This window comes from Labrys sp. E2SS-1L, assembly GCF_057073705.1.
The window spans coordinates 942,824-966,346 of sequence record NZ_CP172712.1; the positions used below are offsets into that span (position 1 = coordinate 942,824).

The following is a 23,523-nucleotide window of genomic DNA, read 5'->3' on the forward strand; positions in this document are numbered from 1 at the left end:
TATCGCCTATGTTGCGGAACCGGGGCAGCACTACTTGTTGGCAGGATACGGGATGGAACGAAGATCTCCTTCCCTGGAGCAAACGTCCTGCAGGTACGCCTACGTTGCACGCCCGTGAGCTTGAGTAAATTTTCGTGCGCCCTTCCCCAAGAAAACAAGAAACCTTCGACGTGTATTGAATATTGTTCTCGATGATTTGAATTTACTTTTTATATGAACAGGAAAAATGACAATTCGATATAAGCTTGTTATTTTACAGATAGCGAGACATGTTGCAATTTCTGAGCTCATGTGCAAATGTTCCTCTGCGTCATGATGAAATTGCGGTGTGGACGAAATGCCGGGCTGCAGTGAGGCCGGCTGATGAGGCGGGTGCAGCCGGCGGCGATCAGGTGTCGCGCCGGGGCCATTACATAGTTCTGCGGCCGTTGCCGGCAGGGCGGATGCTTCTTGAGCCTCGGAAGGCACCTCGCATCGTAAAGACGCGTGGAAACAAAGAGTTGGAACAAATAGGCGTCCAGGCGCAAGCGCGTATTGTTCTGGACAGGACGAGGTCAGGATGCAGCGTCATTCCATGTTCCCCGGCAATCAGGCTGCCAAACCGCATTTCCTGCTGCTCGATGGTTTGCGCGGCTTTGCTGCATTCTGCGTGATGCTGATCCATCTCGGCAGCTGGCTGGCCGTGCCGTGGGTCGCGAGAAACAGCTATCTGGCGGTCGACCTGTTCTTCTGCCTCAGCGGTTATGTGCTGTCCTACGCCTATATGGGTCAGGCCCGTACGATGGACAGTTTCGAATTTCTGCGCGTCCGTCTGCTGCGCCTGTTGCCGCTGACGGTGCTCGCCCTTGCCATCAGCGCCAGCTATCTGGTCGCTCGCGGCGCTTTCGAGCACGCACCGGTGCCCTATGCCGAATTGCTGAATGCGCTGATGCTCTCCACCTTCAGCCTGCCGAATTTCAGCGCTCCCGCCGAGATCGGGGGTCCCAGCTTCTTCCCGCTGAACGCGCCGCAATACACCATCCTGCTGGAGCTCACCGCGAATCTGGTGTGGTGGCGCCTGCGACACACCAATCTGGAGAAGGTGGCGGCCGCCCTTGCCTTGGCCTGCCTGTGCATCCTGATGGTCACCGGTCTGGGCGGGGATACCCCCAATACGTTCCTCTCCGGTTTTCCGCGTGTCGGCGCCTCGTTCTTCATCGGCATCGTGCTCTACCAGATGCGAGACAGGTTGCCGGCGTGGCGGGGATGGACCGTGACATTCTGGCTGCTGGCCGGCGCGATGGCCGTCCTGTTCTTCTGGCCGACGGAACTGCCGCGGGTCGTGCAGCTCACCTGGGTGGCGCTGCTTTCGCCCGCCCTGGTCGCCGTGGGCGCCAGGGTCCAATGCTCGGGTGGGCTTGCCTCATTCTGTTCGGCGGCAGGCACTGTATCCTACCCGCTCTATTGTCTGCATTTCCCAATCTTCTGCTGGGTCAACGGCCTGTATCGTTCCTTCTTCGGGGCGCAGAATTTCTATGTCGAGGCTCCCATCGTTGCGGTCGTCGCGATCATCGCCAGCCTGCTGGCGCATTACTGCTACGATGTTCCCATTCGTCGCTATCTCAGTACCCGGGCAAGGCGCGCGCATGCCTGATGCTTCGCTCGCTAACGCTTTGTTTCGAAAGGTTTTTGTAATTTCACGTGACGGCATCGAACCGCAACACACCGAGGCGACGGCAGCGCGGGCAAACGATGGCTTGATCTCGCGGGCATGAGCTGTCAGTATCCGCGCCGGGCAACCATGGCAGGCGGGGCATAATCCTGCTGCCGGTCAAAAAGCCTGATTCGCTCCTGATCCAACCAAGACTGATCAAAGGCAATACCTAAGGAAAGGGCTGTTCTCCCGAGGCCTTTTCCGGCGTTTGATCGATATTGCAAAGCTGAAACAGTAACTTAAGTAGTCCCTCGCGCAGTTGTGTGCTCGCAATGCACATGTCGCGCAGGCCGATACTTGGCAAATCGTTAATTGGAAGGCATGTTGTGCCGCCTTCACCATCCAGGACGGGAGACAAATAGCAAATCCATTTCCCCGGTTCTCAACAAGGAGGATTTACATGTCCCATACCGGAAGCGATCATACCCTTGCCCAGACCTGCACGTCCTCGGTGCCCGTCGGTACGGACCTCTTCAGGCAGGCCCGCGAGGCCAAGGGATACAGCAGGGAAGACCTCGCGGTCACCTGCGGTCTCACGGTCGATGAGATAGAAGACCTCGAACTGGGCAACAATGCCAGCCCCGCCCATCTGCGTCGCGTTGCGGCCGCACTCGGCCTGCCCAGCGAATAACCGGCTGAGCCTCCCTTCCGAACCGCCTCACGAGCCTGACGTCCCAAGGAAGCATAGGCTTTTCGTGGCGGTTCAACATAGCGAGCCGGACCGAGAACCGAAAACTGGTGTCGCTACAGTTCATTCAATCGTCTCATGACCAAAGATTTCAGGCTGGCGTTTTCCGGGGGGTAAACCCAGCCGATCCGAGATCGGTCTGAAGCACCGTCTCACGGAAAATCTGCAAAAAACAAAACTGCGTCCCCGCTTCCATCCGGATGCGGGGACAGCGCGCATGAACCGGCCTGTCCTCGCGTGAAGAAGTGGGGGCAGCCGGGTTCGTGATCTTGCCATTGGCAGCACTTCGGGCCATGGAGCTTGTGATCCTTTCGATCCGCTTCTGGAGACCGGCGATGCCCCTCACCCTACCCCGTGTCATCGGGCATCGCGGCGCTGCCGCGCATGCGCCTGAGAACACGCTCGAATCGATCCGCTGCGCCGCAGCCTTCGGCGTTGCCATGGTCGAGATCGACGTGCAGCTCAGCAGGGACGAGGTGCCCGTCGTCATTCATGACGATACGCTGGAACGCACCACCACCGGTCGTGGCCCGGTCATCGATCTTACCTGGCGGGAACTCCAGGCCCTCGACGCCGGTGCCCCCTTCGGCCGCCCTTTCACCGGTGAGCGCATTCCCGACCTGACTTCCGTGCTTGCGCTATGCAAGGAGCTGCAGCTTGGCCTCAATGTCGAGATCAAGCCCTCGCCCGGCACCGATGTCCGGACTGCGGAGGTCGCCTTGAAGACGATCGATGCCTTTGGACCGATCGGGGCGCCGCTGGTTCTCTCGTCCTTCTCGGTCGAAAGCCTGGAAGCGGCCCGGGATCTCGCCCCGCTTCTGCCGCGCGGCTATCTGATCTGGGAGCGGCCGGCCGATTGGGCCGATATCGCCGACAGGGTGGCCGCCGCCTCCATCAATTTCGACCATGAGCAAGAGACGCCCGAGAGCATCGCCGTCTACAAGGCGACGGGGCGCCCGCTGTTGTCCTATACGGTCAACACCGCCGAGCGGGCGCGGGAGCTGTTCGCTTTGGGCGTTGCCGGTGTGTTCACCGATTTCCCGGGCCGAATCCTGCGGGTGGCCTGAAGCGTCAGGCCGGCGGCACAGTCCTGCCCTTGCCTTCGAGCCAGGCGCGGATGAGCTGGCGGTAGCGTGCCCCGTCGAAGCTTGGAAAATGCCCGCCATGCACGATGCGGACGGGCAGGCGCAGCAGCCGTTCCATCGAGGCGACATAGTCCTGCGCATTGGCGTGGTAGGTGTCCTCGATCAGCGGCCCGTCATAGAGGATGTCGCCGGAGAACAGCGTGGCCGTGCGCGCCTCCCATAGCGCGATGCCGCCCGGCGAATGGCCCGGCGTGTGGATGACCTCGAAGACGCGGTCGCCGAGATCGATGACGTCGCCGTCTTGCAGAATTCGGGTGGCCGGCGCCCGCTTCACGGCATAGCAGGCCGAGCAATACGGCTCCGGCGGCAGGGCGTCGAAGATCTCGTCGGTGACATAGGGATCGGCTAAGGTGTTCTGCCGCGTCGGATTGGCGAGGAGGTCCGCCTCGGCGGCGTGCACCGCACGGCACTCGAACTCGTGATGGCAGCCGATATGGTCGAAATGGGTGTGGCTGGCCACCGCGATCAGGTCGCGCTCGGTGACCACAGGCACCCACTCGCGCAGGGAGACCACGCCCATGCCGCTATCGACCAGCATGTCGCGATCGCGCCCACGGACATGCCAGATGTTGCAGCGATAGAATTCCTGGATATAGGGCTCGCCGATGGCCGTGACGTCGTCGGCGAGGCGACGCACTTCATACCATTTGTCGGCGCTGATCCGCTGCATCGGGCGTTTTCCTGTCACTTGCTTCGCCGCGCACCCCATCCTGCCGGGTTACGCTGCCCCTCACCGTACCTCTCCCCGTAAGAACGGGGCGAGGAGGCGCACGTGTCGCGATTGATCCTCAGGTCGCTCATCTCGCCCAACCGTCGGGCGAGATAAGACGGTTTCGGTTCGAAATGCACGGTTGAAGTCCCCCTCGCCCCGTTTACGGGGTGTCGTCAACTCTCTTGAGTTGACTAGGGGTTAGGGTGAGGGGCTACGCGACCCTGACAATAAGGAGCAAAAACCAATTCCGGTCACGGCAAGATCACCACATCATCGGGCTTGACCGCAAGCGCCAGGGACTGGCCCTCCCTGAGGCTTGCCGATTGCGGCAGATGCGCTACCAGGGCCGGCCCGGCGGCAGGCTGGAGGTGGCAGCGGTAATGTGTGCCGAAGAAGGCCCCGCCCGTGACCCTGGCCTCGCCCAGCGAGACCGTCGGGCCCTGTTCGCCCGCCACCGGGCGGAAATGCTCGGGCCGGATGCACAGTGTCACCGCTTCCTTCTTGCGGGGCTCGCCCGCGGTGAAGCCGGCGCAGGGCAGCACGATACTGCCGAGGGCGGTGTCGATGCTGATATGATCGCCTGAGAGATCGGCGACCTCGCCAGGAATGAAATTGGCCTCGCCCATGAAGCCGGCCGAGAACAGCGAGCGCGGCCGCATATAGACCGTGGCGGGCGGGCCGACATCCTCGATATGGCCTGAATTCATCACCACGATGCGGTCGGCGATGGCCATCGCCTCCTCCTGGTCGTGGGTGACATGCACGAAGGTGGTGCCCACCCGCTTCTGGATCGCCTTCAATTCGTCCTGCATCTGGCGCCGCAGCTTGAGGTCGAGCGCCCCGAGCGGCTCGTCGAGCAGCAGCACGTCGGGGTCGACGGCGAGAGCCCGGGCGAGGGCGACGCGCTGGCGCTGGCCGCCCGACAATTCATGCGGCTTCTTGGCGGCAGCCTTGTCGAGGCCGACCAGGGCGAGATAGCCGAGCGCCTTCTCGTCGCGCTCCGCCCGGCCCATGCCGCGCATGCGCAGCCCGAAGCCGACATTGTCGATCAGGCGCATATGCGGGAAGAGCGCATAGTCCTGGAACATGGTGGTGGTCGGCCGGCGCGCCGGCGGCACATCCGTCATGTCCTTGCCGCCGATCAGCACCTGCCCCGAACTTGGCGTCAGGAAGCCGCCCAGGATCGAGAGCAGCGTGGTCTTGCCGCAGCCGGAGGGGCCGAGCAGCACGATGAACTCGCCGGCCGCGATCTCGAGGCTGACATCGTCGAGGGCGGTGAAGGCGCCGAAGGTCTTGCTGGCGTTGCGGACGGAAACCGAGGCGGTCATGATTTCGGGTCTTTCATGATTTCTTGGCCCTTCCGAAGACGGCGAGTTCGACGACGACCAGCACCAGGATCGAGATGAGGAAGACCAGCGAGCCGATGGCGTTGGTCTTGGGATTGAGGCCCGAGCGCAGCAGGTTCCAGATCTCGACGGGCAAAGTGACGTCGAAGCGCGAGAGCAGGAAGGCGATGATGAACTCGTCCCAGCTGAAGGTGACGGACAGGAAGAAGGCGGCCAGGATCGAGGGCATGAGCATCGGCGCGGTGACCAGTGCCATCACCTTGAGATCACTGGCGCCGAGGTCGCGGGCCGCCCGCTCGATATTGATGTGGTGGTCGCCCATCGAGGAATAGATGATGGCAAAGCACAGCGGCAAATTGATCACCACATGGCCGATGCTCACCGTCCACAGCGAGAGCGGCAGATGCAGGGCGTTCAGCACCGTCAGCAGGCCGAGCGCGATGATGAGGTAGCTCACCGTCATCGGTGCGATCAAAAGGCCGCGCTGCAGCGCCGAGCCCGGCAGCCTGTAGCGCGCCAGCGCATAGGCGGCGAGGAAGCCGAGCAGGCAGGCAACGATCGAGGAGCCGACGCCCACCAGGAGCGAATTGAGCATGGCGCCCATCAGCTTGCCGTCGGCGAACACCGCCCGGTACCATTGCAGCGAGGCACCATTGAAGGGCGGTACCGGCAGGCGGCCGTCCTGGAAGGAGAACAGCACCAGCACCGCCACCGGCAGGAAGATGAAGCCGAAGATCGCGACCGCATAGAGGCTGCTGAGAATGTCGGCGAGGGTCTTGCGCGCCATGCTCAGGCCCTCTCGATCTTCAGCCAGCGTGCGCAGGCGACATAGGCCGCCGTCACCACCACCATCAGAATGATCGACAGGGTGGCGGCCATGGGCAGGTCCGCCCGGCGCCCGAGCTGGAGCATGATGATCTGCGGCAGTACGAGCTCATTGTTGCCGCCGAGGATCTGCGGGGTGACATAGTCGCCGATGCAGAGCACGAAGGTGAGGAAGGCGCCCGTCATGATGCCGGGCAAAGTGAGGGGCAGCACCACGTGCCAGAAGGTCTGCAGGCCGTTGGCGCCGAGATCGGCCGCGGCCCGCCGGTAGTTCGGCGAGAGCTGGATCAGATTGGCATAGATGGTCAGCGTCAGCAGCATCACGAAGAAATGCACGAAGCCGATCACGGTGGCGGTGCGCGTCGAGGCGAGATCGAGCGGCTCGGCGATCACGCCGAGTCCCAGCAGGGCCTGGTTGATCACGCCGGCCTTTGAGAGCACCAGCAGCCAAGCATAGGACCGCACCACATAGGAGGTCCAGAACGGCAGCACGGCGAGGATGAGGGCGAGGCGCTGATAGCGCTTGGGCACGCGCTCGGCGATGATCCAGGCGAGGGGATAGGCCAGCAGCACGGAGAGCACGGTCACCATCGCCGTGATCTCCAGCGAATTGACCAGGCCCTTGAGCAGGGACTCCTTCTGGAAGAAGGCGAGGTAGTTGTTCAGATCCCAGCTCTGGATGATCTGACCGCCCTGCAGCGACCACAGGCTCATCGCCGCCATGAAGCCGAAGGGAACGACGAAGAAGGCCAGCGTCCAGCCGAGCGCCGGCAGGACGAAGCCCCAGGCCTTGCGGCGCTCGGCCGCTTCGAGGCTGGATGCGGTCATGGTCGATCCCTTATCCCGGGTGCGCGGACGTCTCGTCCGCTCTTGGAAGCGCTATGCTCGCGGGTAGGAAGAGCGGACGAGACGTTCGCGCACCCGGAAAGAATTCACTGCTGCATCATGTCGGTCCAGGCGTCCTGCATCTTCTTGTCGAGCTCGGCATTGGGCGCGGGATAGAGCTGGGCCTTGGCGAGATAGCCGGCCTGGTCGTTCCAGCGCAGAGCCGCCTTCTGGGCGTCGGTCAGATGCTCGCCGGCCTTCTTGTTGGCGGGCATCGCCCAGTAGCAGGAGGAGGTGGCGAGACGCGCCTGGCCTTCCGGGCTGAGGATGTACTGCACGAATTTCAGGGCGAGGTCCTTGTGGGCTGCATCCTTCATCACCCCGATCGACTGCGCCCAGCGCACGGCACCCTGGTCCGGCACGGTCCAGTCGAGATTGGGCTTTTCGGCCGCGAGCGCGGCGGTGATCCATTCGCCGCCACCGACCAGGATGTCGACTTCGCCGGTGGCCAGCGCCGTCTGCGAGGCGGTGACCTCGCTGACCTGCTTGGAGACCTTCTTCATGGCGGCGAGCTTGTCCTGGATGGCCGGCAGGTCGGCCTCCGACAGCTCGGCCGTCTTCTTGCCGAGGCCGACCTGAACCAGGCCCATGACCGGCAGGTAATAGTCATAGATGGCGATGCGACCCTTGTACTTGTCGGACCACATCACGCTGAGGTCCTGCATGTCCTTCGGGTCGACCTTGGTCTTGTCGTAGGAGATGGTGTTGTAGCCGAACTTCTCGGTGGCGGCGTAGATCTTGCCGTCCTTGGCATTCTGCGCCTCCATGCGCACTTCCGGGAAGGTGTCGGCCAGCGGCAGGGCCTCGGCCGGCATCTCGGCCAGGAGGTTCTGGTCGACGGCTCGCTTGACGTCGATGGCGTCGATCACCAGCACGTCCCAGTCGCCCGGCCGGGACTGGGCGATGATGGAAAGGCCCGCGCCGGTGCCTTCATAGGTCTTGAGGTTGACCTTGACGTTGTTGGCCTTCTCGAAGGGCTCGATCAGGGCCGGGTCGGTGTGGTCGCACCAGACCAGAGCGTTGAGCTCGTCGGCGGCACGGGCGGTTGCGGTGGCGGAAAGGCCGGCCACGCCGGCAAGGATGGTGGCGAGGAGGAGACGGCGCGCGGGCGCGCGGCTTGCGGGCGGTGTCATGGTTTACCTCTGGCTGGCGGCACGTCTTGATGGTGCTCTGATAAAGAAATTGAGTGAGTTCATTTTTTAAGTCAATATCAATTTTAGAGTACGTTCAGAGAATGCGACCGAGAGAGGTGACATGGCGGGGTTACGCGCAAAGCAGAAGGCGGACAGGAACCGGCGCATCCTCGAGGCGGCCACCAGCCTGTTCCGGGACGCGGGCTATGACAGTGCGCGGATCGAAGACATCGCCGAACGCGCCGAGGTCTCGGTCGGCACGCTCTACAACTACTACCAGAACAAGGGCGACATCCTGCTTGCCGCGGTCACCATGGAGGTGGAGGAGGTGCTGGAGGCAGGCCGCCGGATCGTGGCCAATCCGCCGCCGACCGTTGCGGCGGCCCTGCAGGCGCTGATCGAGCAATATTACGACCATTCCCTGGTCTATCTGTCCAAGGAGATGTGGCGGGTCGCCATGGCGCTGTCGATCCAGCAGCCGGACAGCCCGTTCAGCCGGCGCTACACCGAGCTCGACCGGCGGCTTTCAGGCCAGGTCTCCAGCCTGGTGCTGAGGCTGCAGGCAAACGGCGCCGTGCGTGCCGATGTCGATGCGGCGGCGGCCGGCGAGATGTTCTTCAACAATCTCAATCTGATGTTCATCGAATTCGCCAAGGACGAGGCGATGCCGCTGGAGGCGCTGAAGGCCCAGGTCGAACGCCAGAACCGGCCGCTGTCGGGCTTGATCGCGGGCGGGCAGGCTTGAGCGCGACAACCTTCTCCCCTTGCGGGAGAAGGGAACAGGTCCTCACTCGGCCTTCACCTGCACCACCTTGTCCTGCCCGGCTTCCAGCGCACTCCAGGCCGCCACGGCCGCGCAGGCGATGAACAGCAATGTCGGCGCGGCGAAGCTGCCGGTGATGCCGCGCAGCAGCCCAGCCAGCAGCGGGCCGAAGCCGGCGATGATATAGCCGAAGCCCTGCGCCATGCCGGACAGGCGGGCGGCGACATGCGCATCGGGCGAGCGCAGGATGATCAGCGTCATCGCCACGGCGATCAGGCCGCCCTGGCCGATGCCGCAGAAAATGGCGCCGATCCAGGTGAGCGACAGAGGCAGCCAGTAGCAGCCGGCGAAACCGACGGCGCCGCAGGCGAGCAGGACAAGGCAGACCAGGCGCTGGTCGCGCCCGCGCATGGCCAAGGGCGGTGTCGCCAGGCAGGCCAGCATCTGCACCACCACGGAGCCCGACACCAGGAGGCCCGCGCTGGTGCCTTCCATGCCGCGGTCGCGCAGCATCGGTGCCATCCAGCCGAAGACGATATAGGCCATGGCCGATTGCAGGCCCATGAACAGCGTGACCTTCCAGGCGAGCCTGTCGCGGAACAGTCCCTTGACGGCCGGCTTGGCGGCAGCATGGTCATGGCCGGCCTTGAGGGCCTGCGGCGCCCAGATCAGGGCGGCCACCAGCGCCGGCACGCCCCACAGCGCCAGGGCGGCAGGCCAGCCGCCCGGCAGCGCCTTTTCGAGCGGCACGGTGAAGGCGGCCGCGGCGGCGGCGCTGCCGCACAGGGCCATGGTGTAGAGACCCGTCATCAGGGCGATCTGGTTGGGGAAGTCGCGCTTGACCAGCCCGGGCAGCAGCACGTTGATCATGGCGATGCCGGCGCCGGCCAGGAAGGAGCCGAGAAATAGGAAAGGAGCGTTTCCAAATCCACGCAGGCCGGTGCCCAGCGCGATCACCAGCATGCAGGCCAGGATGACGCGCTCGGCCGAGAAGCGCCGCGCCAGGTTGGGAGCCGGGAAGGAGAAGACCCCGAGGCAGACCACCGGCAGCGTGGTCAGCACGCTCGACCAGAACGCGTTGAGGCCGACGTCGCGCACGATCTCCGGCAGCACCGTCGACAGGCTCGAGAAGACCGCCCTGAGATTGGCGGCGATCAGCACCAGGCTGACACCGAGCAGGATACGGGCCGCCAGGCTTGCCCCATCGAGCTCGGGGCCCTCCTCGACGTCGATCAGCGGCTCTCCCGGCGGCGGATGCAGGACCTCGGCATCGGCGGAAGGCCGCAACGGCTTCTCAAAAGATCTGTCGGTCAAACGATGTTCGTTTCGCAATGGAGGAAAAACAACGGGCAGCCGATGCGGAAAAGCGGCGCGAATGCTCTTACCAATAGAGGGATCGGCCAGGGCGCTCAACCATCCTGCGTCCCGATGCGTGCAGGGGAGGCATGCGCCAAAACGCGGCAGGCGGGCGGCCTCTCTCCGGCTTGCCCGGCCTGCCGGAATAGGCTCTGTTGCGCGCCAAACTTTAAAGGCAGCATTCCGGGGGCACACATGCCGCAGGCCGATCTCATCATCCACAATGCCCGCATTCTCACCATGGATGAGGCGCGGCCGCGGGCCCAGGCCCTGGCGGTTGCAGGCAACCTTCTGCTCGCCGTCGGCAGCGACAGCGAGATCCTGGCCCTGGCGGGAGAAGGCACGAGGCGCATCGATGCCGGCGGCGGCACCGTGCTGCCCGGCCTCAACGAAGCCCATATGCACATCTTCGGCGGCTCGGTGTCGCTGACCCAGCTTTCCCTGTTCGGGGTGAAGGGATTCGAGGCCCTCAAGCAGGCGGTCACCGCCTATGCGGCCGCCAATCCCGATCTGCGCCTGCTCGTCGGCCTGTCGGCCGACTACACCATCCTGTCCGAGACCGAGAAGGTCACCCGCCACCATCTCGATGCCATCCTGCCGGACCGGCCCTTCATGATGCTGGCGCCCGACCGCCACACTGCCTGGGCCAATACGGCCGCACTGAAGGCCGCCGGCATCCTCGAAGGGCGCGACGTCGGGGTGGGCAACGAGATCGTCATGGGCGAGGACGGCCTGGCCACCGGTGAACTCAAGGAAACCAATGCCATCGATCCGGTGGCGGAAATGGGCGTCACCGCCGGGCGTGACCATCTCGGCATCGGCACGGGTGGGGATCCCGACCATGTCACGCATGAGGAGCGGGCCTCCGATCTCGCGCTGATCCGCCGGGGCCTCGCTTATTGCGCCGAGCTCGGCCTCACCAGTGTGCAGGCCATGGACGGCAATCTCTACCAGCTCGAGATCCTGGACGAGATCGAGCGCGAGCATGGCCTGCCCGTGCGCGTGCGCATGCCCTTCCACATGAAGAACTTCATGGATCTTGATATGATCGAGGCCAAGGCGGCAGGCTGGCGCCGGCGTTTCGACAGCGACAGGCTGCGCTGCGACTTCGTCAAGGTCTTCGTCGACGGCGTCACCGAATCCGGCACGGCCGTGATGGTGGACGACTATGCCGACGAGCCGGGCTGGAAGGGCGATCCCCTGTTCACGCGCGAGCATTTCGCCAAGGTCGCCGTCGAGGCCGACAGGCTCGGCCTGCAGGTCGCCGTGCATGCCATCGGCGACGGTGCCGTGCGCATCGTGCTCGATGGCTACGAGGCTGCCCGTAAGGCCAACGGGCCGCGTGACAGCCGGCATCGCATCGAGCATGTCGAGGTCGTCCACCCCGACGATGTCGGGCGCTTTGCCGAGCTCGGCGCGGTGGCCTCGATGCAGCCGACCCATCCGCCGGGTTCGGCGGGCCTGCCCCTGGAGCCCTATCTCACCCGCATCGGCGAGGCGCGCTGGCCACTCGCCTTCGCCTGGCGGAGCCTGAAGGATGCCGGCGCCCGCATCGTCTTCGCCACGGACTGGCCGGTCTCGCCGCTGTCGCCGCTGAGCTGCATCCAGGATGCGATGACCCGCCGGCCCTGGAAGGAGGGCATGCCGGACCAGCGCCTGAGCCTGGCCGAAACGCTCGCTGCCTATACCAGCGAGGGAGCCTATGTCGAGTTCATGGAGGACCGCAAGGGCCGGCTCAAGCCCGGCCATCTCGCCGACATCGTCGTCCTTTCCGGCGATATCGAGGCCACGCCCGCAGCCGAACTGGCGACGCTGCGCCCCGTCGCGACGATCTGCGACGGCAGGATCACCCACCAGGCCTGAGGCCCGGTTCGTTCACGAAGGCGTCACGACCTTGCGTGTTTGCTGTCCCCCGCAGACCTCGTTTGCGGGGAGGGGGCGATGCCGGGTCGCAAGAGTGCGGTGATCCTCACCCATGGCATGGGCGAGCAGATGCCGATGGCAACCCTGCGCGGCTTCGTCGAAGCCGTCTGGGTCCACAATCCCGACATCGACGGGCGTCGGCCGGACGATCCGCCCGAGCTTGGCAACCCGGTCTGGTGGAAGCCGGACACCCGCAATGGCTCCCACGAACTCTATCGCATCACCACGCGGTCGGGCGGTCATCGTCAGGGGGCCGAGGCGCCGCGCATCGATTTCTTCGAATTCTACTGGGCCGACCTCACCACGAGCACCACCACGGCCCAGTTGCGCGATTGGTTCATGTCGCTGCTCCTGCGTCGGCCAAGCCAGGTTCCCGGCGACGTCATCGGCATCTGGCTGATGCTCTGGGCGGCGACGATCGCGGCGATCGGCCTCGTTTCCCTGCAGGGCCTGGCGCAGATCCTCGATTGGAAGCTGGACAGCTGGGTGAAGGTGGCACTTTGGGGCTTTACGGCCCTCAGCGCCGTCTTCATCGCTTTCGCCGTCGCCTATTTCGGCGACGTGGCGCATTACATCCGGGCTAAGCCGGCCAATATCCAGGCCCGCCGCGAGATCCGCAAACGTGGCCTCGAATTGTTGCAGACCCTCTCGAAGAGCGGCGAATATGACCGCATCATCCTAGTCGGCCACAGCCTGGGCAGCGTCATCGCCTATGACTTGGTGCGGCTCTTATGGGCGGAAGAATATGCGGCGCGGACATTCGCACCGGCGGGCAAAGTGGCGGATGCCCTGGCGAAGCTACGCAAGGCCGGTGAAAGCTTGAACGCCAACCCGGACGATCCGAGCCTGCTCGATGCTTATCAGACCGAACAGAAAGGGCTGTTCACAAGCCTGCGCGAAGCGCATTCGGACACGAGGAAGCGCTGGCTTGTCTCGGACCTCGTCACCCTCGGCTGCCCGCTCACCCATGCCGAGTTCCTGATCGCCCGCAATATCGAAGCCTTGCAGCAGGATGTCGAGGCGCGCCGGCTGCCGAGCGCGCCGCCCGCCACCGAGGCGTCGGGCGACTATGCCTACCCGGTGCCCGATCCGACTTCGGCGGCGATGCGGCTCCACCACGCCGCCCCGTTCTCGCTGGTGCGCTGGACCAATATCTACGATCCGGCCCGGGGGGCGCTGCTCGGCGATGTCATCTCCGGCCCGGTCCGCGGCAATTTCGGCGCCGGCATCAGAGACGTCGCCGTCAGAATAAGCGGGCGGGTGCCCCTGCTCGGGCGGATCTTCACCCATACCCGCTATTGGGACGAGGATGAGGGAGCCGCCCGGAGCCTGGCGGCGCTGCGGCAGGCTTTGAAACTCGACGAACGATAGAGCAAAGCGCGCCCAAGCCCGAACGCCCATTTGCTCCAACTCCTTGTTCCCAAGCCAATCCAAAGCATTGGCTAAGGCGTCTTTGCGATTCCTGGTGGTTCCACCAAATCGCAAAACGCTTTGGCGCTGGTCCAGTTCGAGCCGGCCCGGCAGCCAAGCTTATCGTTCCCGGCACCTCCGAGCGCCGTGGCTCTCGCTACCCGGCCTCAGGATTTCCTCGGCTTCTTCTCCGGCAGCGGCAGGCTCGCCGCCTTGGAGTCGGAGGCCTTGGCCTTGTCGGAACCTTCTTCCACGGCTTCTTCGGCTTCCTCTGCGCCACTGCCGGCAAGCCTATGCTTGATAGCCAAAGCATAAATGGTGTTCAGTACATTCCGATCAGTCAACGTCGGATCGCTGAGAGCGAGAAAGCCTGCCCTTGCGATACGCTTGCTGTTGGCCTTCGAGACGCGCCCGACTATATACGTATAGAGAGCTTCGTCTGTGAGGCCGGACGTCGCTCCTTCGATCAAATATTCATAAATTTTCTTCTTGGTGTCACCCACGTGTCGGTCCTTCGATTGTGAATCGGGCAGACCATGCGTCATCGGGGTGTCACAAACAACCCTGCTCGGATCGGGCAGGTGCCAGGCAAAGATTACAAATGCCGAAAGCCCCCGGCAGAGTGTGCCGGGGGCTTCCCTCGCGATTGGTCTGGCGCAAGACGCTCCAGAGCAAAGCGCGGTCACACGTGAACGCTGGTTTGCTCTAACTCTTTGTTTCGACGCGTCTTTGCGATTCTCGGTGATTCCGAGAAATCACAAAACGCTCTAGGCGAAGCGCTCCTGCAACTGCACCAGATGGGAGGAGGCGATCGGATTGGCGTTGGCGACGAGCTTGTCGAAGCGGTGATTGGCGATCTTGGCGATCTCGATCAGGCCCGCGGAGCGCTCGACGGTCGGGGAGTTGGCCATGCGCGACCAGCCGGTTGCCAGCACCCGCTCATAGCGCTCGACTTCATGCGCGCAGATGATCAGCGGGAAGCCGAAATGCTTGCGGTAGGCCACGGCCAGCCTGTTCACCTCGGCCAGGTCCTCATTGTCGATGCCGGCATCGGCGTGGTCGAGCAGATAGGCATTGCCGGCGTCGCTTTCGCTGCCGAGATCGGCGAAGGAGTTCAGCAATTGCAGCTGTTCCTCGGCCGAACCGGTGAGCAGGGCATCGTGAAAGGCCGAGCGCAGGGCGATGGTGTCGGCAAAGGGGCGCAAGGCGTAGGCCCGCTCCAGCACCCAGGGCGTGTCCTCGACCAGGCCGCCGAAGGTCTTGGCGAATTCGGCGCTGCCCATCCTGTTGACGTCGGAGAGGGTGACCAGCGTATGGCCGGGGCGTCCGGCCACGGCGGGGCTATGCACCTTGCCGACATGGTTGAAGATGATGTTGAGCGCGATGGCCGAAATGGCGCCGAGCGTGATGCCCGAGCCGAAGATGATCTGGGCCCAGGCCGGGAAGGCGTTGGCCACGAAGGGCTGCGCCGTCACCAGCATGCCCAGGCCCACGCTGGTCGAGACGATCACGATGTTGTTGTGGTTGTTGAAATCGACCTTGCTGAGCGTCTGGATGCCGACCACGGCCACCGCCGCGAACATGGCGAGCGCAGCGCCGCCGAGCACCGGATGCGGGATACCGGCGACGATGGCGGCGGCCTTGGGCAGCGAGCCCAGGATGATCATGATCACGCCGGCGGCGACGATCACCCAGCGGCTCTTGACCTGGGTGAGGCGGACCAGGCCGACATTCTCGGCAAAGCAGGTATAGGGGAAGGAGTTGAGCACGCCGCCGATGAAGGTGGCGAGGCCGTCGGCCCGGATGGCGCGGCCGATATCCTCGGGCGCGATGCGCTTCTTGACGATCTCGCCGGTGGCGAAGACGTCCCCAGTGGTCTCGACCATGGTGATGATCATCACCACCATCATCGACAGGATGGCGGTGATCGAGAAGGTCGGCCAGCCGAAATAGAAGGGCGAGGTGTAGCCGACCCAGCCGGCATTGGCGACTTCGCTGAAATGCGCATCGCCCAGGGCCCAGGCCGCCAGCGTGCCGGCGACCAGGCCGATGAGCACCGCCACCGTCTGCATGAAGCCGGTGAACACGCGCTGGATGCCGACGATCAGCGCCAACGTGCCGAAGGCATAGGCCAGGTTCTTGAGCAGGACCGGGTCCTGCATGGCGTTCGGGCCCTTGCCAACCACGATGTCGTTGGCGGCAACCGGCAGCAGCGCCACGCCGATGATCAGGATCACCGATCCCGTCACCACCGGCGGGAAGAAGCGGGTGAGCCTGGCGAAATAGGAGGCCACGGCGAAGGTGAACAGGCCTGCCACCAGCACCGAGCCATAGATGGAAAGCAGGCCCTCGGTGCCACCGCCGACGGCGAGGCCGATGGCGATCATCGGGCTCACGGCGGTGAAGGTCACGCCCTGCAGAAGCGGCAGCCGCACGCCGATATTGCCGATGCCGACCGCCTGGATGATCGAGGCGATGCCGCAGGTGAAGAGGTCGGCATTGATCAGGTGGATCAGTTGCTCAGGGCTGAGCTTGAGCGCGCTCGCCACGATGATCGGCACCAGCACCGCACCTGCGTAGAAGGCGAGCACATGCTGGAAGCCATAGGTCGCCAGCTTGGCGAAGGGCAGCACCTCGTCGACGGGATGCACCCGCGTGGTTTGCGCCGAGGCGGTGCTCGCCGCCGGGTTGGTCTGTTCAAGCGTCGTCATGGGACGTTTCCCCTCCTGATCGTTGGGTCTCGCTCCGGTCTTCGGCCGGGTGACGAGGGCAGGTTCAGTTCCGTGGCATGGGCATGGGCTTGGGCACGCGACGGCGATCCTCGCCGCGAGCGGGAGGAGGATGCCGGTCTTCCGGGGTGGTTCTGACGGGGGCCGGCCGGGTGTCAGCCGGCCTTGGCTGGGGCCCAGCCGGGCCGTTGCAGCCGGGCGGCACGCTGGGCGAAGCACCGCACCAGCTCGGCCGCCGTCAGGCTGGCGATGATTTCGGGGCGCTTGTCGTCGACATCGGCACCGCCGATCGGGCAGGTCAGCTCGCCGAGCATGGCGTTGGTGCCGCTATTGCGCAGGAACTGGCTTTCGAAGCGTTTGCGCTTGGTCATGGAGCCGATCATGCCGACATAGGCGGCATCGCGGCGTTCCAGGGCCGCCTCGGTCAGGCGGTAGTCGAGCGCATGGCTGTGGGTGAGGATGATATAGGCGGCGCCGGCGGGGGCATCCGCGATGGCGTCGGCCGGATCCTCGAGATGAAGCGTGCGGCAATTCTCGGGCAGGCCGGTGAACATCTCGGCCCGATCGTCCACCAGCGTCACCGCGAAGGGCAGCAGCGAGAGCATGCTCGCCAGCGCCCGGCCGGTATGGCCGAGCCCGAACACCAGCACCGGCGGCCGTGCATCCAGGAGCTTGGCCTCATGGTCGCCGAGCCAGGCGGCGACCTTCGTGGTCACCGGCTCGAAGCGCAAAGTGACATGGCCGCCGCAGCACTGGCCCATCATCGGGCCGAGCGGCAGGTCCATGCTCTGGAAGGCGGGTCCACGCCCGTCCTTGCCTTCGGTCAGCATGGAACGTGCCACGTCGATGGCATGGAATTCGAGATGGCCGCCGCCGATGGTGCCGGCAACCGCTTCCGATGTCACCAGCATCAGTGCATCGACGCCGCGCGGCGTCGAGCCCAGTGCCGCCGCGATCTCGACCAGGATGGCCTGGCGGCCATCGGCTTCGATCGTGGCGAGGAGCCTGCCGATCTCCAGATCAACCATGGCCCCCGCTCCTCTCCCGCACCTTCGCGCGCATCGCCTCGACCGCGAAGAGGACGCGCTCGGGCGTGGCGGGCGCATCGAGATCAGGGAAGATCTTGTAGTCGCCGATCGAGGCCACCGCGTCCGACAAGGCGTGCAGGACGGAGATCGGCAACACCAGAGGCGGCTCGCCCACCGCCTTGGAGCGATGGATCGAGGGCATGTGGTTGGGCTTGTTCAACAGGTTGATGTTGAAGACGCGCGGCCGGTCCGAGGCCACCGGGATCTTGTAGGTGGAGGGCGCATGGGTGCGCAGGCGCCCCTTGTTGTCCCACCACAATTCTTCGGTGGTCAGCCAGCCCATGCCCTGCACGAAACCGCCCTCGATCTGGCCGATGTCGATGGCCGGATTCAGCGAGGAGCCGACGTCGTGCAGGATGTCGACCCGCTCGACCCGGTATTCGCCGGTGAGCGTGTCGATGGTGACTTCCGAGGCGGCGGCGCCATAGGAATAGTAGTAGAAGGCGCGCCCGCGGCCGGCCTTGCGGTCCCAATAGATGTCCGGGGTGCGATAGAAGCCGGAGGAGGAGAGCTGGATGCGGTTGCTATAGACCTCCTTGACGAAATCCGGCCACTCGATTTCGCGATTGCCGACACGCACGCGGCCGGGCAGGAATTCGACCTGGTCGGCGGGGACGCCGTGCTTCTCCACGGCGTAGGCGACCATGCGCTCCTTGATGTTGTTGCAGGCATTGAGCGCTGCCATTCCGTTGAGATCGGTGCCGGAGGAGGCCGCCGTCGGCGAGGTGTTGGGCACCTTGGCGGTGGTGGTCGGCGTGATCTTGACCATGTCGAGATCGATCTGGAAGGCCTGCGCCACCACCTGGGCGACCTTGATGTAGAGGCCCTGGCCCATCTCGGTGCCGCCATGGTTCACGCTCACCGAACCGTCGGTATAGACGTTCACCAGGGCGCCGGCCTGGTTCTGCCAGCTGTTGGTGAAGGAGATGCCGAACTTGACCGGCGTCAGCGCGATGCCGCGCCGGAAGACGCCACCTTGGGCATTCTGCCTGGCATTCTCTGCGCGGATTTCGGCGCGCCGGGCCTGGTAGTCGCTGGATGCCTCGAGCTTGGCGATGATCTCGGCCGAGAGGTCCGCCTCCACCGTCTGGTGATAGGGGGTGAGATCGCGGCCCGGTCCGCCATAGAAGTTGAGCTTGCGGATATCGAGCGGATCCTTGCCGGTGGCATAGGCCACTTCCTCGATCAAGCGCTCGGCGCCGATCACGCCCTGCGGGCCGCCGAAACCGCGGAAGGCGGTGTTGGAGACGGTATGGGTGCGCCAGGGCTGAGCGTTGAGGCGCACGGCCGGATAGAAATAGGCGTTGTCGGCATGGAACAGCGCGCGGTCGGTCACCGGGCCGGAGAGGTCGGCCGAGAAGCCGCAGCGGGCGGCGAACAGGATGTCGACGGCGAGGATATGGCCTTCGTCGTCGAAGCCGACTTCGTAGTCGATCACGAAATCGTGGCGCTTGCCGGTGGCGACCATGTCGTCGTCGCGGTCGGGCCTGAGCTTGACCGCCTGGCCGGTGCGCCGTGCCGCCAGGGCCGCGATGGCGGCGAAGATGTTGCCCTGGGTCTCCTTGCCGCCGAAGCCGCCGCCCATGCGGCGGATCTCGCAGGTGATGGCGTTGCTCGGTACATCAAGCACATGCGCCACCGCGTGCTGGATCTCGCTGGGGTGCTGGGTGGAGGAATAGAGGGTGACGTCACCATCCTCGCCCGGCACGGCCAGGGCGATGTGGCTTTCCAGATAGAAATGCTCCTGGCCGCCGAGTGACATCGAGCCCTTGATGCGCCGGGGCGCGGCGGTCATCGCCGCATCGAGATCGCCGCGGTTGAGGCTCATCGGTTCGGCGACGAGATCCTTACCGTCCTTGCGGGCGGCGGCGATGTCGAGAATCGCCGGCAGCTCCTCATAGGTGATCTTGGCCTTGGCCGCAGCCAGGCGCGCCTCGTTGCGGGTGCGGGCAATCACGGCGAAGATGGGCTGGCCGTAGAACATCACCTTGCCCTCGGCGAAGACCGGGTCGTCGTGATGGTTGGAGGGGCTGATATCGTTGACGCCGGGAATGTCGGCCGCCGTGAGCACCAGCTCGACGCCGGGGCTGTCCTTCACCGCCGAGAGGTCGATCTCCTTGATCAGGCCATGGGCGCAGTGCGACAGGCCGAGGGCGGCGTGCAGGAGACCGGCCGGTTCGGGCATGTCGTCGATATAGAGGGCCTCGCCGGCCACGTGCTTGTGGCCGGAATCGTGGCGGGTGGATTGATAGACGCCGCCGGAGACCTGGTCGCGATTGGCTGCGAAGACGGGCTTATGCATGGGCGTCACTCCGGAGGATGCCGGCAACCCGGTGAACGGAACCGGTGGCTGTCTCGGCCTGGAAACGGCGGATCAGATTGGCAGCCACCGTCGAGCGGTAGCGCGCACTGGCGCGCCAGTCGTCGAGCGGCTTGAAATCGCTGGCCAAAGCGAGGGCTGCGGCCTCGGCGGCTTCGGCATTGAACGCCCGGCCGGCAAGGGCCGCCTCCGCGGCGGCGGCGCGCTTGGGCGTGGCAGCCATGCCGCCGAAGGCCAGCACGGCATTCGTAGTGAGGCCCGCCCCATCCCGCTCGAGGCGGAAGGCGGCGCACACGGCCGAGATGTCCTCGTCGAAGCGCTTGGAGATCTTGGAGACGTGGAACAGCGTGCCCGGCTTCGGCTTGGGCACGATTAAGGCCTCGACGAAATCGCCCGGCTGGCGGTCCTGCTTCTTGTAGGCGATGAAGAACTGTTCCAGCGACACGATGCGCCGCTCCTCGCCGCGCCGCAGGATCACGCTGGCGCCGAGGGCGATCAGCACCGGCGGGGAATCGCCGATGGGCGAGCCATTGGCGACATTGCCGCCGATGGTGCCGGCATTGCGCACCTGCTCGGAGCCGAAGCGGCGGATGAGCTCGTCGATCTGCGGGTCGAGAGCGCCGAGCGCGGCACGCGCGTCGCTGAGCGAGACCAGGGCGCCGATGACGAGATGGTCGCCCTTGTCCTCGATGCGGTCGAGTTCGCCGACGCGGCCGAGAGTGATCACGGTGGCCGGGCGCATCAGCATCTTGGTGATCCACAGGCCGACATCGGTGGCACCGGCCACCAGGGTGGCATCGGGATGAGCGGCCGTGAGTTCGGCGAGTTGGTCAGCGGTGGCGGGGGCGAACAGCTTGCGGCCGCCCTCGGAAATCTCGATGATGTCCTGGTCGGCGAGGCCGGCCAGCTTGCGGGCGATCTCGGCGCGGCCGACATTCAGGGAATCGGCGCTGGACGCCTCGATCTCATAGGCCCGGTCGAGCGCCGAGATGATCGGACCATAGCCGGTGCAGCGACACAGATTGCCGGCGAGGGCTTCCTCGATGCGCTCGCGCGAGGGGGCTTCGGCGGCGCCCAGCCACAGGGCGGTCAACGACATCACGATGCCGGGCGTGCAGAAGCCGCATTGGGAGCCATGCAGCTCCACCATGGCCTGCTGGACGGGATGCAGGCCGCCGCTCGCCTTCTTCAGATGCTCGACGGTGACGATATGGCAGGCATCGAGGGTTGCCACGAAACGAATGCAGGCATTGATGGCTTCATAGCGCAGCTCGGTCTTTCCCGTGCCGTCTTGGCGCAGCCGCCCGACCAGCACGGTGCAGGCGCCGCAGTCACCCTCGGCGCAGCCTTCCTTGGTACCGATGAGCCGACGCTCGTTGCGCAGCCAGTCCAGCAGCGTCAGCGTGGGGTCGAAGCCCTCCAGCGAGAACTGGCGATCGTTGAGTAGGAATCTTACGGTCCGGCGCATGATCATCCGTGTGGTTTGGCGAGGTCCGTCGGCCGGCTTGTCCCGGCTTGCCGACCTCGCAGCATAGTCGATGAAGGCACTGAAGCGAGCCAGGCAAGAAGCATGCCCGGCCCCGAACATACCAACGCATGCCCGGCGACTGGCGACCCGAGGACGGGTGCACGGCGGCGAACATGCCAAGGAACTGGAACCGGGGCTGGAGGCCCGGCCGATCTCGAACAAGATCGGAATGTGATTGGAGGTCTCGATCCGGTCTCCCTGCGCCGGCGGTTCCCTCCCAAAATCTTCTCGTCGGGCTCGCTTCCGAAGCAAGGCGCGTTCAGTCCGAACGCATGCTTGCCCCAATTCGTTGTTTCCAAGCCAATCCAGCGGATTGGCAGGAGCGTCTTTGCGCTTCGTGCCGAATTCCGGCAGATCGCAAGGCGCTTGAGCCTCTTTGTAGCACTTATAATTTACCGATGAACCTCACGGCGGTAGACAGGCCCCATATGAAGGACTTCCCAAAAAAATGTGACAATCGCCCGGTCGGGATATGGTTATGATGTCTGGCATGATCGGTGAACCATGCCATGGGATCCTGACGTATTCGCGGGTCCCACGCTCGTGCCCGCCTTGAAGGTACGGCGTCTTCACCAGACAAAAGCGCTCCAGTCGCGCGCGCTGTGCGCCAGCCAGAAGGAAGTGACGTTGTGACGACGAAGGATATCTCGCGGGCGGATACGGCCTTGCGCGGCCGCCTGCTCTGGTTCGTTGATAGCCCCGAGGAGCATGGCGAGAGCGCCGTGCGCTATATCGAGGACGGCCTGCTGGTCCTGGCCGGCGGCAAGATCCTGGCGGTCGGCGAGACCTCCGTTCTGCGTTCCCAGCTTCCCGCCGCCGCCGTGATCCATGATCATTCGGGCCGGCTGATCACGCCCGGTTTCATCGATCCGCATATCCATCTGCCGCAGACCCAGGTGGTGGCGTCCTGGGCGGCCCAGCTGCTCGACTGGCTCAACACCTATACCTTCGTCGAGGAACAGAAATATGGCGATCCGGCCCACGCGGCCCGCGGCGCCGCCTTCTTCTTCGACGAATTGCTGTCCAACGGCACCACCACGGCTGTCGCCTTCTGCTCGGTGCATTCGGCCTCGGCCGAGGCCTTCTTCGCCGAATCCGAGCGGCGCAACACCCGCATGGCTGCCGGCAAGGTGATGATGGATCGCTATGCACCCGACGCGCTCACCGACACCGCCCAATCCGGCTATGACGACAGCAAGGCCCTGATCGGGCGCTGGCACGGCCGCGGCAGGCAGCTCTATGCGATCGCGCCGCGCTTTGCCATCACCTCCACGCCCGGGCAGCTCGAAGCCGCCGCGACCCTGTCGCGCGAAAATCCGGACTGCCTGGTCGAGACCCATATTTCGGAAAATCTGGAAGAAGTCGCCACGGCCAAGCGGCTCTATCCCGAATGTGCCGACTATACCGCGATCTACGAGAAATATGGGCTGCTCGGCAGCAAATCGCTGATGGGGCATTCGATCCATCTGTCCGAGAGCGAGCGCCAGCGTTATGCGGATGTCGACGCGGTCGCCGTGTTCTGCCCAACCTCCAACCTCTTTCTCGGTTCGGGGCTGTTCGACTGGAAGGCGATGCGCGACCCCAGGCGGCCGGTGCGCATCGGCGTTGCCACCGATATCGGCGGCGGCACCTCCTATTCCATGCTGCAGACCATGAACGAGGCCTACAAGGTGCTGCAATTGCAGGGCCAGCGCCTGGATTCGCTGGCGCTGTTCCACGCCATGACCCGCGGCAACGCCATCGCCATCGGCCTCGATCATCTGATCGGCAGTTTCGAGCCCGGCCATGAATGCGATGCCGTGGTACTCGACGCCAGGGCGACCCCTGCCATGGCGCATCGCATGGAGACGGTGACCACCCTGGCCGAAGAGCTCTTCGTGCTGGTCACGCTGGGCGACGATCGCGCTGTCGAGGAGACCTATGTGATGGGCGAGCCGAAGAAGCCGCGCAAGCGCGGCTGAGGCTTGTTTCCGGGATGT

General features: G+C 64.7%; 18 protein-coding genes. 7 read left to right on the forward strand and 11 right to left on the reverse strand.

Annotation, left to right across the window (positions count from 1 at the left end; translation table 11 throughout):
- The first annotated feature begins 559 nt into the window (after positions 1-559).
- The 3 genes from ACIGJE_RS04325 (at position 560) to ACIGJE_RS04335 (ending at position 3,448) form a co-directional block, all read left to right on the forward strand.
- The gene (locus tag ACIGJE_RS04325; RefSeq protein ID WP_483679386.1) at positions 560-1,633 is read left to right on the forward strand and encodes an acyltransferase family protein; all 1,074 of its coding nucleotides are present in this window, start codon (positions 560-562) and stop codon (positions 1,631-1,633) included.
- Positions 1,634-2,093: 460 nt separating this feature from the next.
- Complete coding sequence (locus ACIGJE_RS04330) at positions 2,094-2,324, forward strand: helix-turn-helix domain-containing protein (protein ID WP_156771368.1); 231 nt, start codon at positions 2,094-2,096, stop codon at positions 2,322-2,324.
- 392 nt (positions 2,325-2,716) lie between these two features.
- Positions 2,717-3,448 (forward strand): glycerophosphoryl diester phosphodiesterase, encoded by a 732-nt coding sequence (locus ACIGJE_RS04335; protein WP_483679387.1) that lies wholly within the window; start codon positions 2,717-2,719, stop codon positions 3,446-3,448.
- A 4-nt stretch (positions 3,449-3,452) separates the two neighbouring features.
- On the opposite strand, the gene ACIGJE_RS04340 is transcribed toward ACIGJE_RS04335, so the two are convergent.
- From ACIGJE_RS04340 to ACIGJE_RS04360, 5 genes are all read right to left on the reverse strand, one after another.
- A complete protein-coding gene (locus tag ACIGJE_RS04340) occupies positions 3,453-4,196 on the reverse strand; it encodes an MBL fold metallo-hydrolase (protein ID WP_311934184.1) in 744 nt (247 codons plus the stop codon).
- Between the two features lie 293 nt (positions 4,197-4,489).
- The gene (locus ACIGJE_RS04345) at positions 4,490-5,566 is read right to left on the reverse strand and encodes an ABC transporter ATP-binding protein (protein WP_415085786.1); all 1,077 of its coding nucleotides are present in this window, start codon (positions 5,564-5,566) and stop codon (positions 4,490-4,492) included.
- 13 nt (positions 5,567-5,579) lie between these two features.
- On the reverse strand, positions 5,580-6,371 hold the full coding sequence (locus tag ACIGJE_RS04350) for an ABC transporter permease (protein WP_415085783.1): 792 nt from the start codon (positions 6,369-6,371) through the stop codon (positions 5,580-5,582).
- A 2-nt stretch (positions 6,372-6,373) separates the two neighbouring features.
- On the reverse strand, positions 6,374-7,237 hold the full coding sequence (locus ACIGJE_RS04355; RefSeq protein ID WP_415085781.1) for an ABC transporter permease: 864 nt from the start codon (positions 7,235-7,237) through the stop codon (positions 6,374-6,376).
- Between the two features lie 104 nt (positions 7,238-7,341).
- The gene (locus tag ACIGJE_RS04360; protein WP_415085779.1) at positions 7,342-8,427 is read right to left on the reverse strand and encodes a polyamine ABC transporter substrate-binding protein; all 1,086 of its coding nucleotides are present in this window, start codon (positions 8,425-8,427) and stop codon (positions 7,342-7,344) included.
- Positions 8,428-8,548: 121 nt separating this feature from the next.
- On the opposite strand from ACIGJE_RS04360, the gene ACIGJE_RS04365 reads away from it, so the two are divergent.
- The gene (locus ACIGJE_RS04365; protein WP_311934188.1) at positions 8,549-9,172 is read left to right on the forward strand and encodes a TetR/AcrR family transcriptional regulator; all 624 of its coding nucleotides are present in this window, start codon (positions 8,549-8,551) and stop codon (positions 9,170-9,172) included.
- A gap of 42 nt (positions 9,173-9,214) precedes the next feature.
- On the opposite strand, the gene ACIGJE_RS04370 is transcribed toward ACIGJE_RS04365, so the two are convergent.
- On the reverse strand, positions 9,215-10,477 hold the full coding sequence (locus ACIGJE_RS04370; RefSeq protein WP_415085777.1) for a CynX/NimT family MFS transporter: 1,263 nt from the start codon (positions 10,475-10,477) through the stop codon (positions 9,215-9,217).
- 264 nt (positions 10,478-10,741) lie between these two features.
- Here ACIGJE_RS04370 and ACIGJE_RS04375 point away from each other — a divergent pair, with 264 nt between their 5' ends.
- Together ACIGJE_RS04375 and ACIGJE_RS04380 are read left to right on the forward strand one after the other, a co-directional pair.
- On the forward strand, positions 10,742-12,409 hold the full coding sequence (locus ACIGJE_RS04375) for an amidohydrolase (RefSeq protein ID WP_415085775.1): 1,668 nt from the start codon (positions 10,742-10,744) through the stop codon (positions 12,407-12,409).
- Positions 12,410-12,487: 78 nt separating this feature from the next.
- On the forward strand, positions 12,488-13,840 hold the full coding sequence (locus ACIGJE_RS04380) for an alpha/beta hydrolase family protein (RefSeq protein ID WP_415085773.1): 1,353 nt from the start codon (positions 12,488-12,490) through the stop codon (positions 13,838-13,840).
- Between the two features lie 206 nt (positions 13,841-14,046).
- On the opposite strand, the gene ACIGJE_RS04385 is transcribed toward ACIGJE_RS04380, so the two are convergent.
- The 5 genes from ACIGJE_RS04385 to xdhA form a co-directional block, all read right to left on the reverse strand.
- The gene (locus ACIGJE_RS04385; protein WP_311934192.1) at positions 14,047-14,382 is read right to left on the reverse strand and encodes a hypothetical protein; all 336 of its coding nucleotides are present in this window, start codon (positions 14,380-14,382) and stop codon (positions 14,047-14,049) included.
- Between the two features lie 264 nt (positions 14,383-14,646).
- Positions 14,647-16,590, reverse strand: a complete 1,944-nt coding sequence (locus tag ACIGJE_RS04390; protein ID WP_483679388.1) for a solute carrier family 23 protein — start codon at positions 16,588-16,590, stop codon at positions 14,647-14,649.
- A gap of 173 nt (positions 16,591-16,763) precedes the next feature.
- Positions 16,764-17,636: a xanthine dehydrogenase accessory protein XdhC gene (gene xdhC, locus ACIGJE_RS04395; protein WP_483679389.1), complete on the reverse strand. Its 873-nt coding sequence runs from the start codon at positions 17,634-17,636 to the stop codon at positions 16,764-16,766.
- A complete protein-coding gene (gene xdhB, locus ACIGJE_RS04400; protein ID WP_483679390.1) occupies positions 17,629-19,998 on the reverse strand; it encodes a xanthine dehydrogenase molybdopterin binding subunit in 2,370 nt (789 codons plus the stop codon). The genes xdhC and xdhB overlap by 8 nt, the downstream gene beginning before the upstream one ends.
- Positions 19,991-21,490, reverse strand: a complete 1,500-nt coding sequence (gene xdhA, locus ACIGJE_RS04405) for a xanthine dehydrogenase small subunit (RefSeq protein ID WP_483679391.1) — start codon at positions 21,488-21,490, stop codon at positions 19,991-19,993. Before xdhA ends, xdhB begins: the two co-directional genes overlap by 8 nt.
- A 683-nt stretch (positions 21,491-22,173) precedes the next feature.
- Between xdhA and guaD the strand changes: the two genes are divergently transcribed.
- Entirely contained in the window at positions 22,174-23,505 is a 1,332-nt protein-coding gene (gene guaD / locus ACIGJE_RS04410) for a guanine deaminase (RefSeq protein WP_367623632.1), read from the forward strand.
- Positions 23,506-23,523 lie beyond the last annotated feature (18 nt).

What these genes read in the sequence shown, in the direction of transcription:
- ACIGJE_RS04325 (WP_483679386.1), top strand. Translation starts at nt 560, where the DNA reads ATGCAGCGTCATTCCATGTTCCCCGGCAATCAGGCTGCCAAACCGCAT.
- ACIGJE_RS04330 (WP_156771368.1), top strand. Translation starts at nt 2,094, where the DNA reads ATGTCCCATACCGGAAGCGATCATACCCTTGCCCAGACCTGCACGTCC.
- ACIGJE_RS04335 (WP_483679387.1), top strand. Translation starts at nt 2,717, where the DNA reads ATGCCCCTCACCCTACCCCGTGTCATCGGGCATCGCGGCGCTGCCGCG.
- ACIGJE_RS04340 (WP_311934184.1), bottom strand. Translation starts at nt 4,196, where the DNA reads ATGCAGCGGATCAGCGCCGACAAATGGTATGAAGTGCGTCGCCTCGCC.
- ACIGJE_RS04345 (WP_415085786.1), bottom strand. Translation starts at nt 5,566, where the DNA reads ATGACCGCCTCGGTTTCCGTCCGCAACGCCAGCAAGACCTTCGGCGCC.
- ACIGJE_RS04350 (WP_415085783.1), bottom strand. Translation starts at nt 6,371, where the DNA reads ATGGCGCGCAAGACCCTCGCCGACATTCTCAGCAGCCTCTATGCGGTC.
- ACIGJE_RS04355 (WP_415085781.1), bottom strand. Translation starts at nt 7,237, where the DNA reads ATGACCGCATCCAGCCTCGAAGCGGCCGAGCGCCGCAAGGCCTGGGGC.
- ACIGJE_RS04360 (WP_415085779.1), bottom strand. Translation starts at nt 8,427, where the DNA reads ATGACACCGCCCGCAAGCCGCGCGCCCGCGCGCCGTCTCCTCCTCGCC.
- ACIGJE_RS04365 (WP_311934188.1), top strand. Translation starts at nt 8,549, where the DNA reads ATGGCGGGGTTACGCGCAAAGCAGAAGGCGGACAGGAACCGGCGCATC.
- ACIGJE_RS04375 (WP_415085775.1), top strand. Translation starts at nt 10,742, where the DNA reads ATGCCGCAGGCCGATCTCATCATCCACAATGCCCGCATTCTCACCATG.
- ACIGJE_RS04380 (WP_415085773.1), top strand. Translation starts at nt 12,488, where the DNA reads ATGCCGGGTCGCAAGAGTGCGGTGATCCTCACCCATGGCATGGGCGAG.
- ACIGJE_RS04390 (WP_483679388.1), bottom strand. Translation starts at nt 16,590, where the DNA reads ATGACGACGCTTGAACAGACCAACCCGGCGGCGAGCACCGCCTCGGCG.
- xdhC (WP_483679389.1), bottom strand. Translation starts at nt 17,636, where the DNA reads ATGGTTGATCTGGAGATCGGCAGGCTCCTCGCCACGATCGAAGCCGAT.
- xdhB (WP_483679390.1), bottom strand. Translation starts at nt 19,998, where the DNA reads ATGCATAAGCCCGTCTTCGCAGCCAATCGCGACCAGGTCTCCGGCGGC.
- xdhA (WP_483679391.1), bottom strand. Translation starts at nt 21,490, where the DNA reads ATGATCATGCGCCGGACCGTAAGATTCCTACTCAACGATCGCCAGTTC.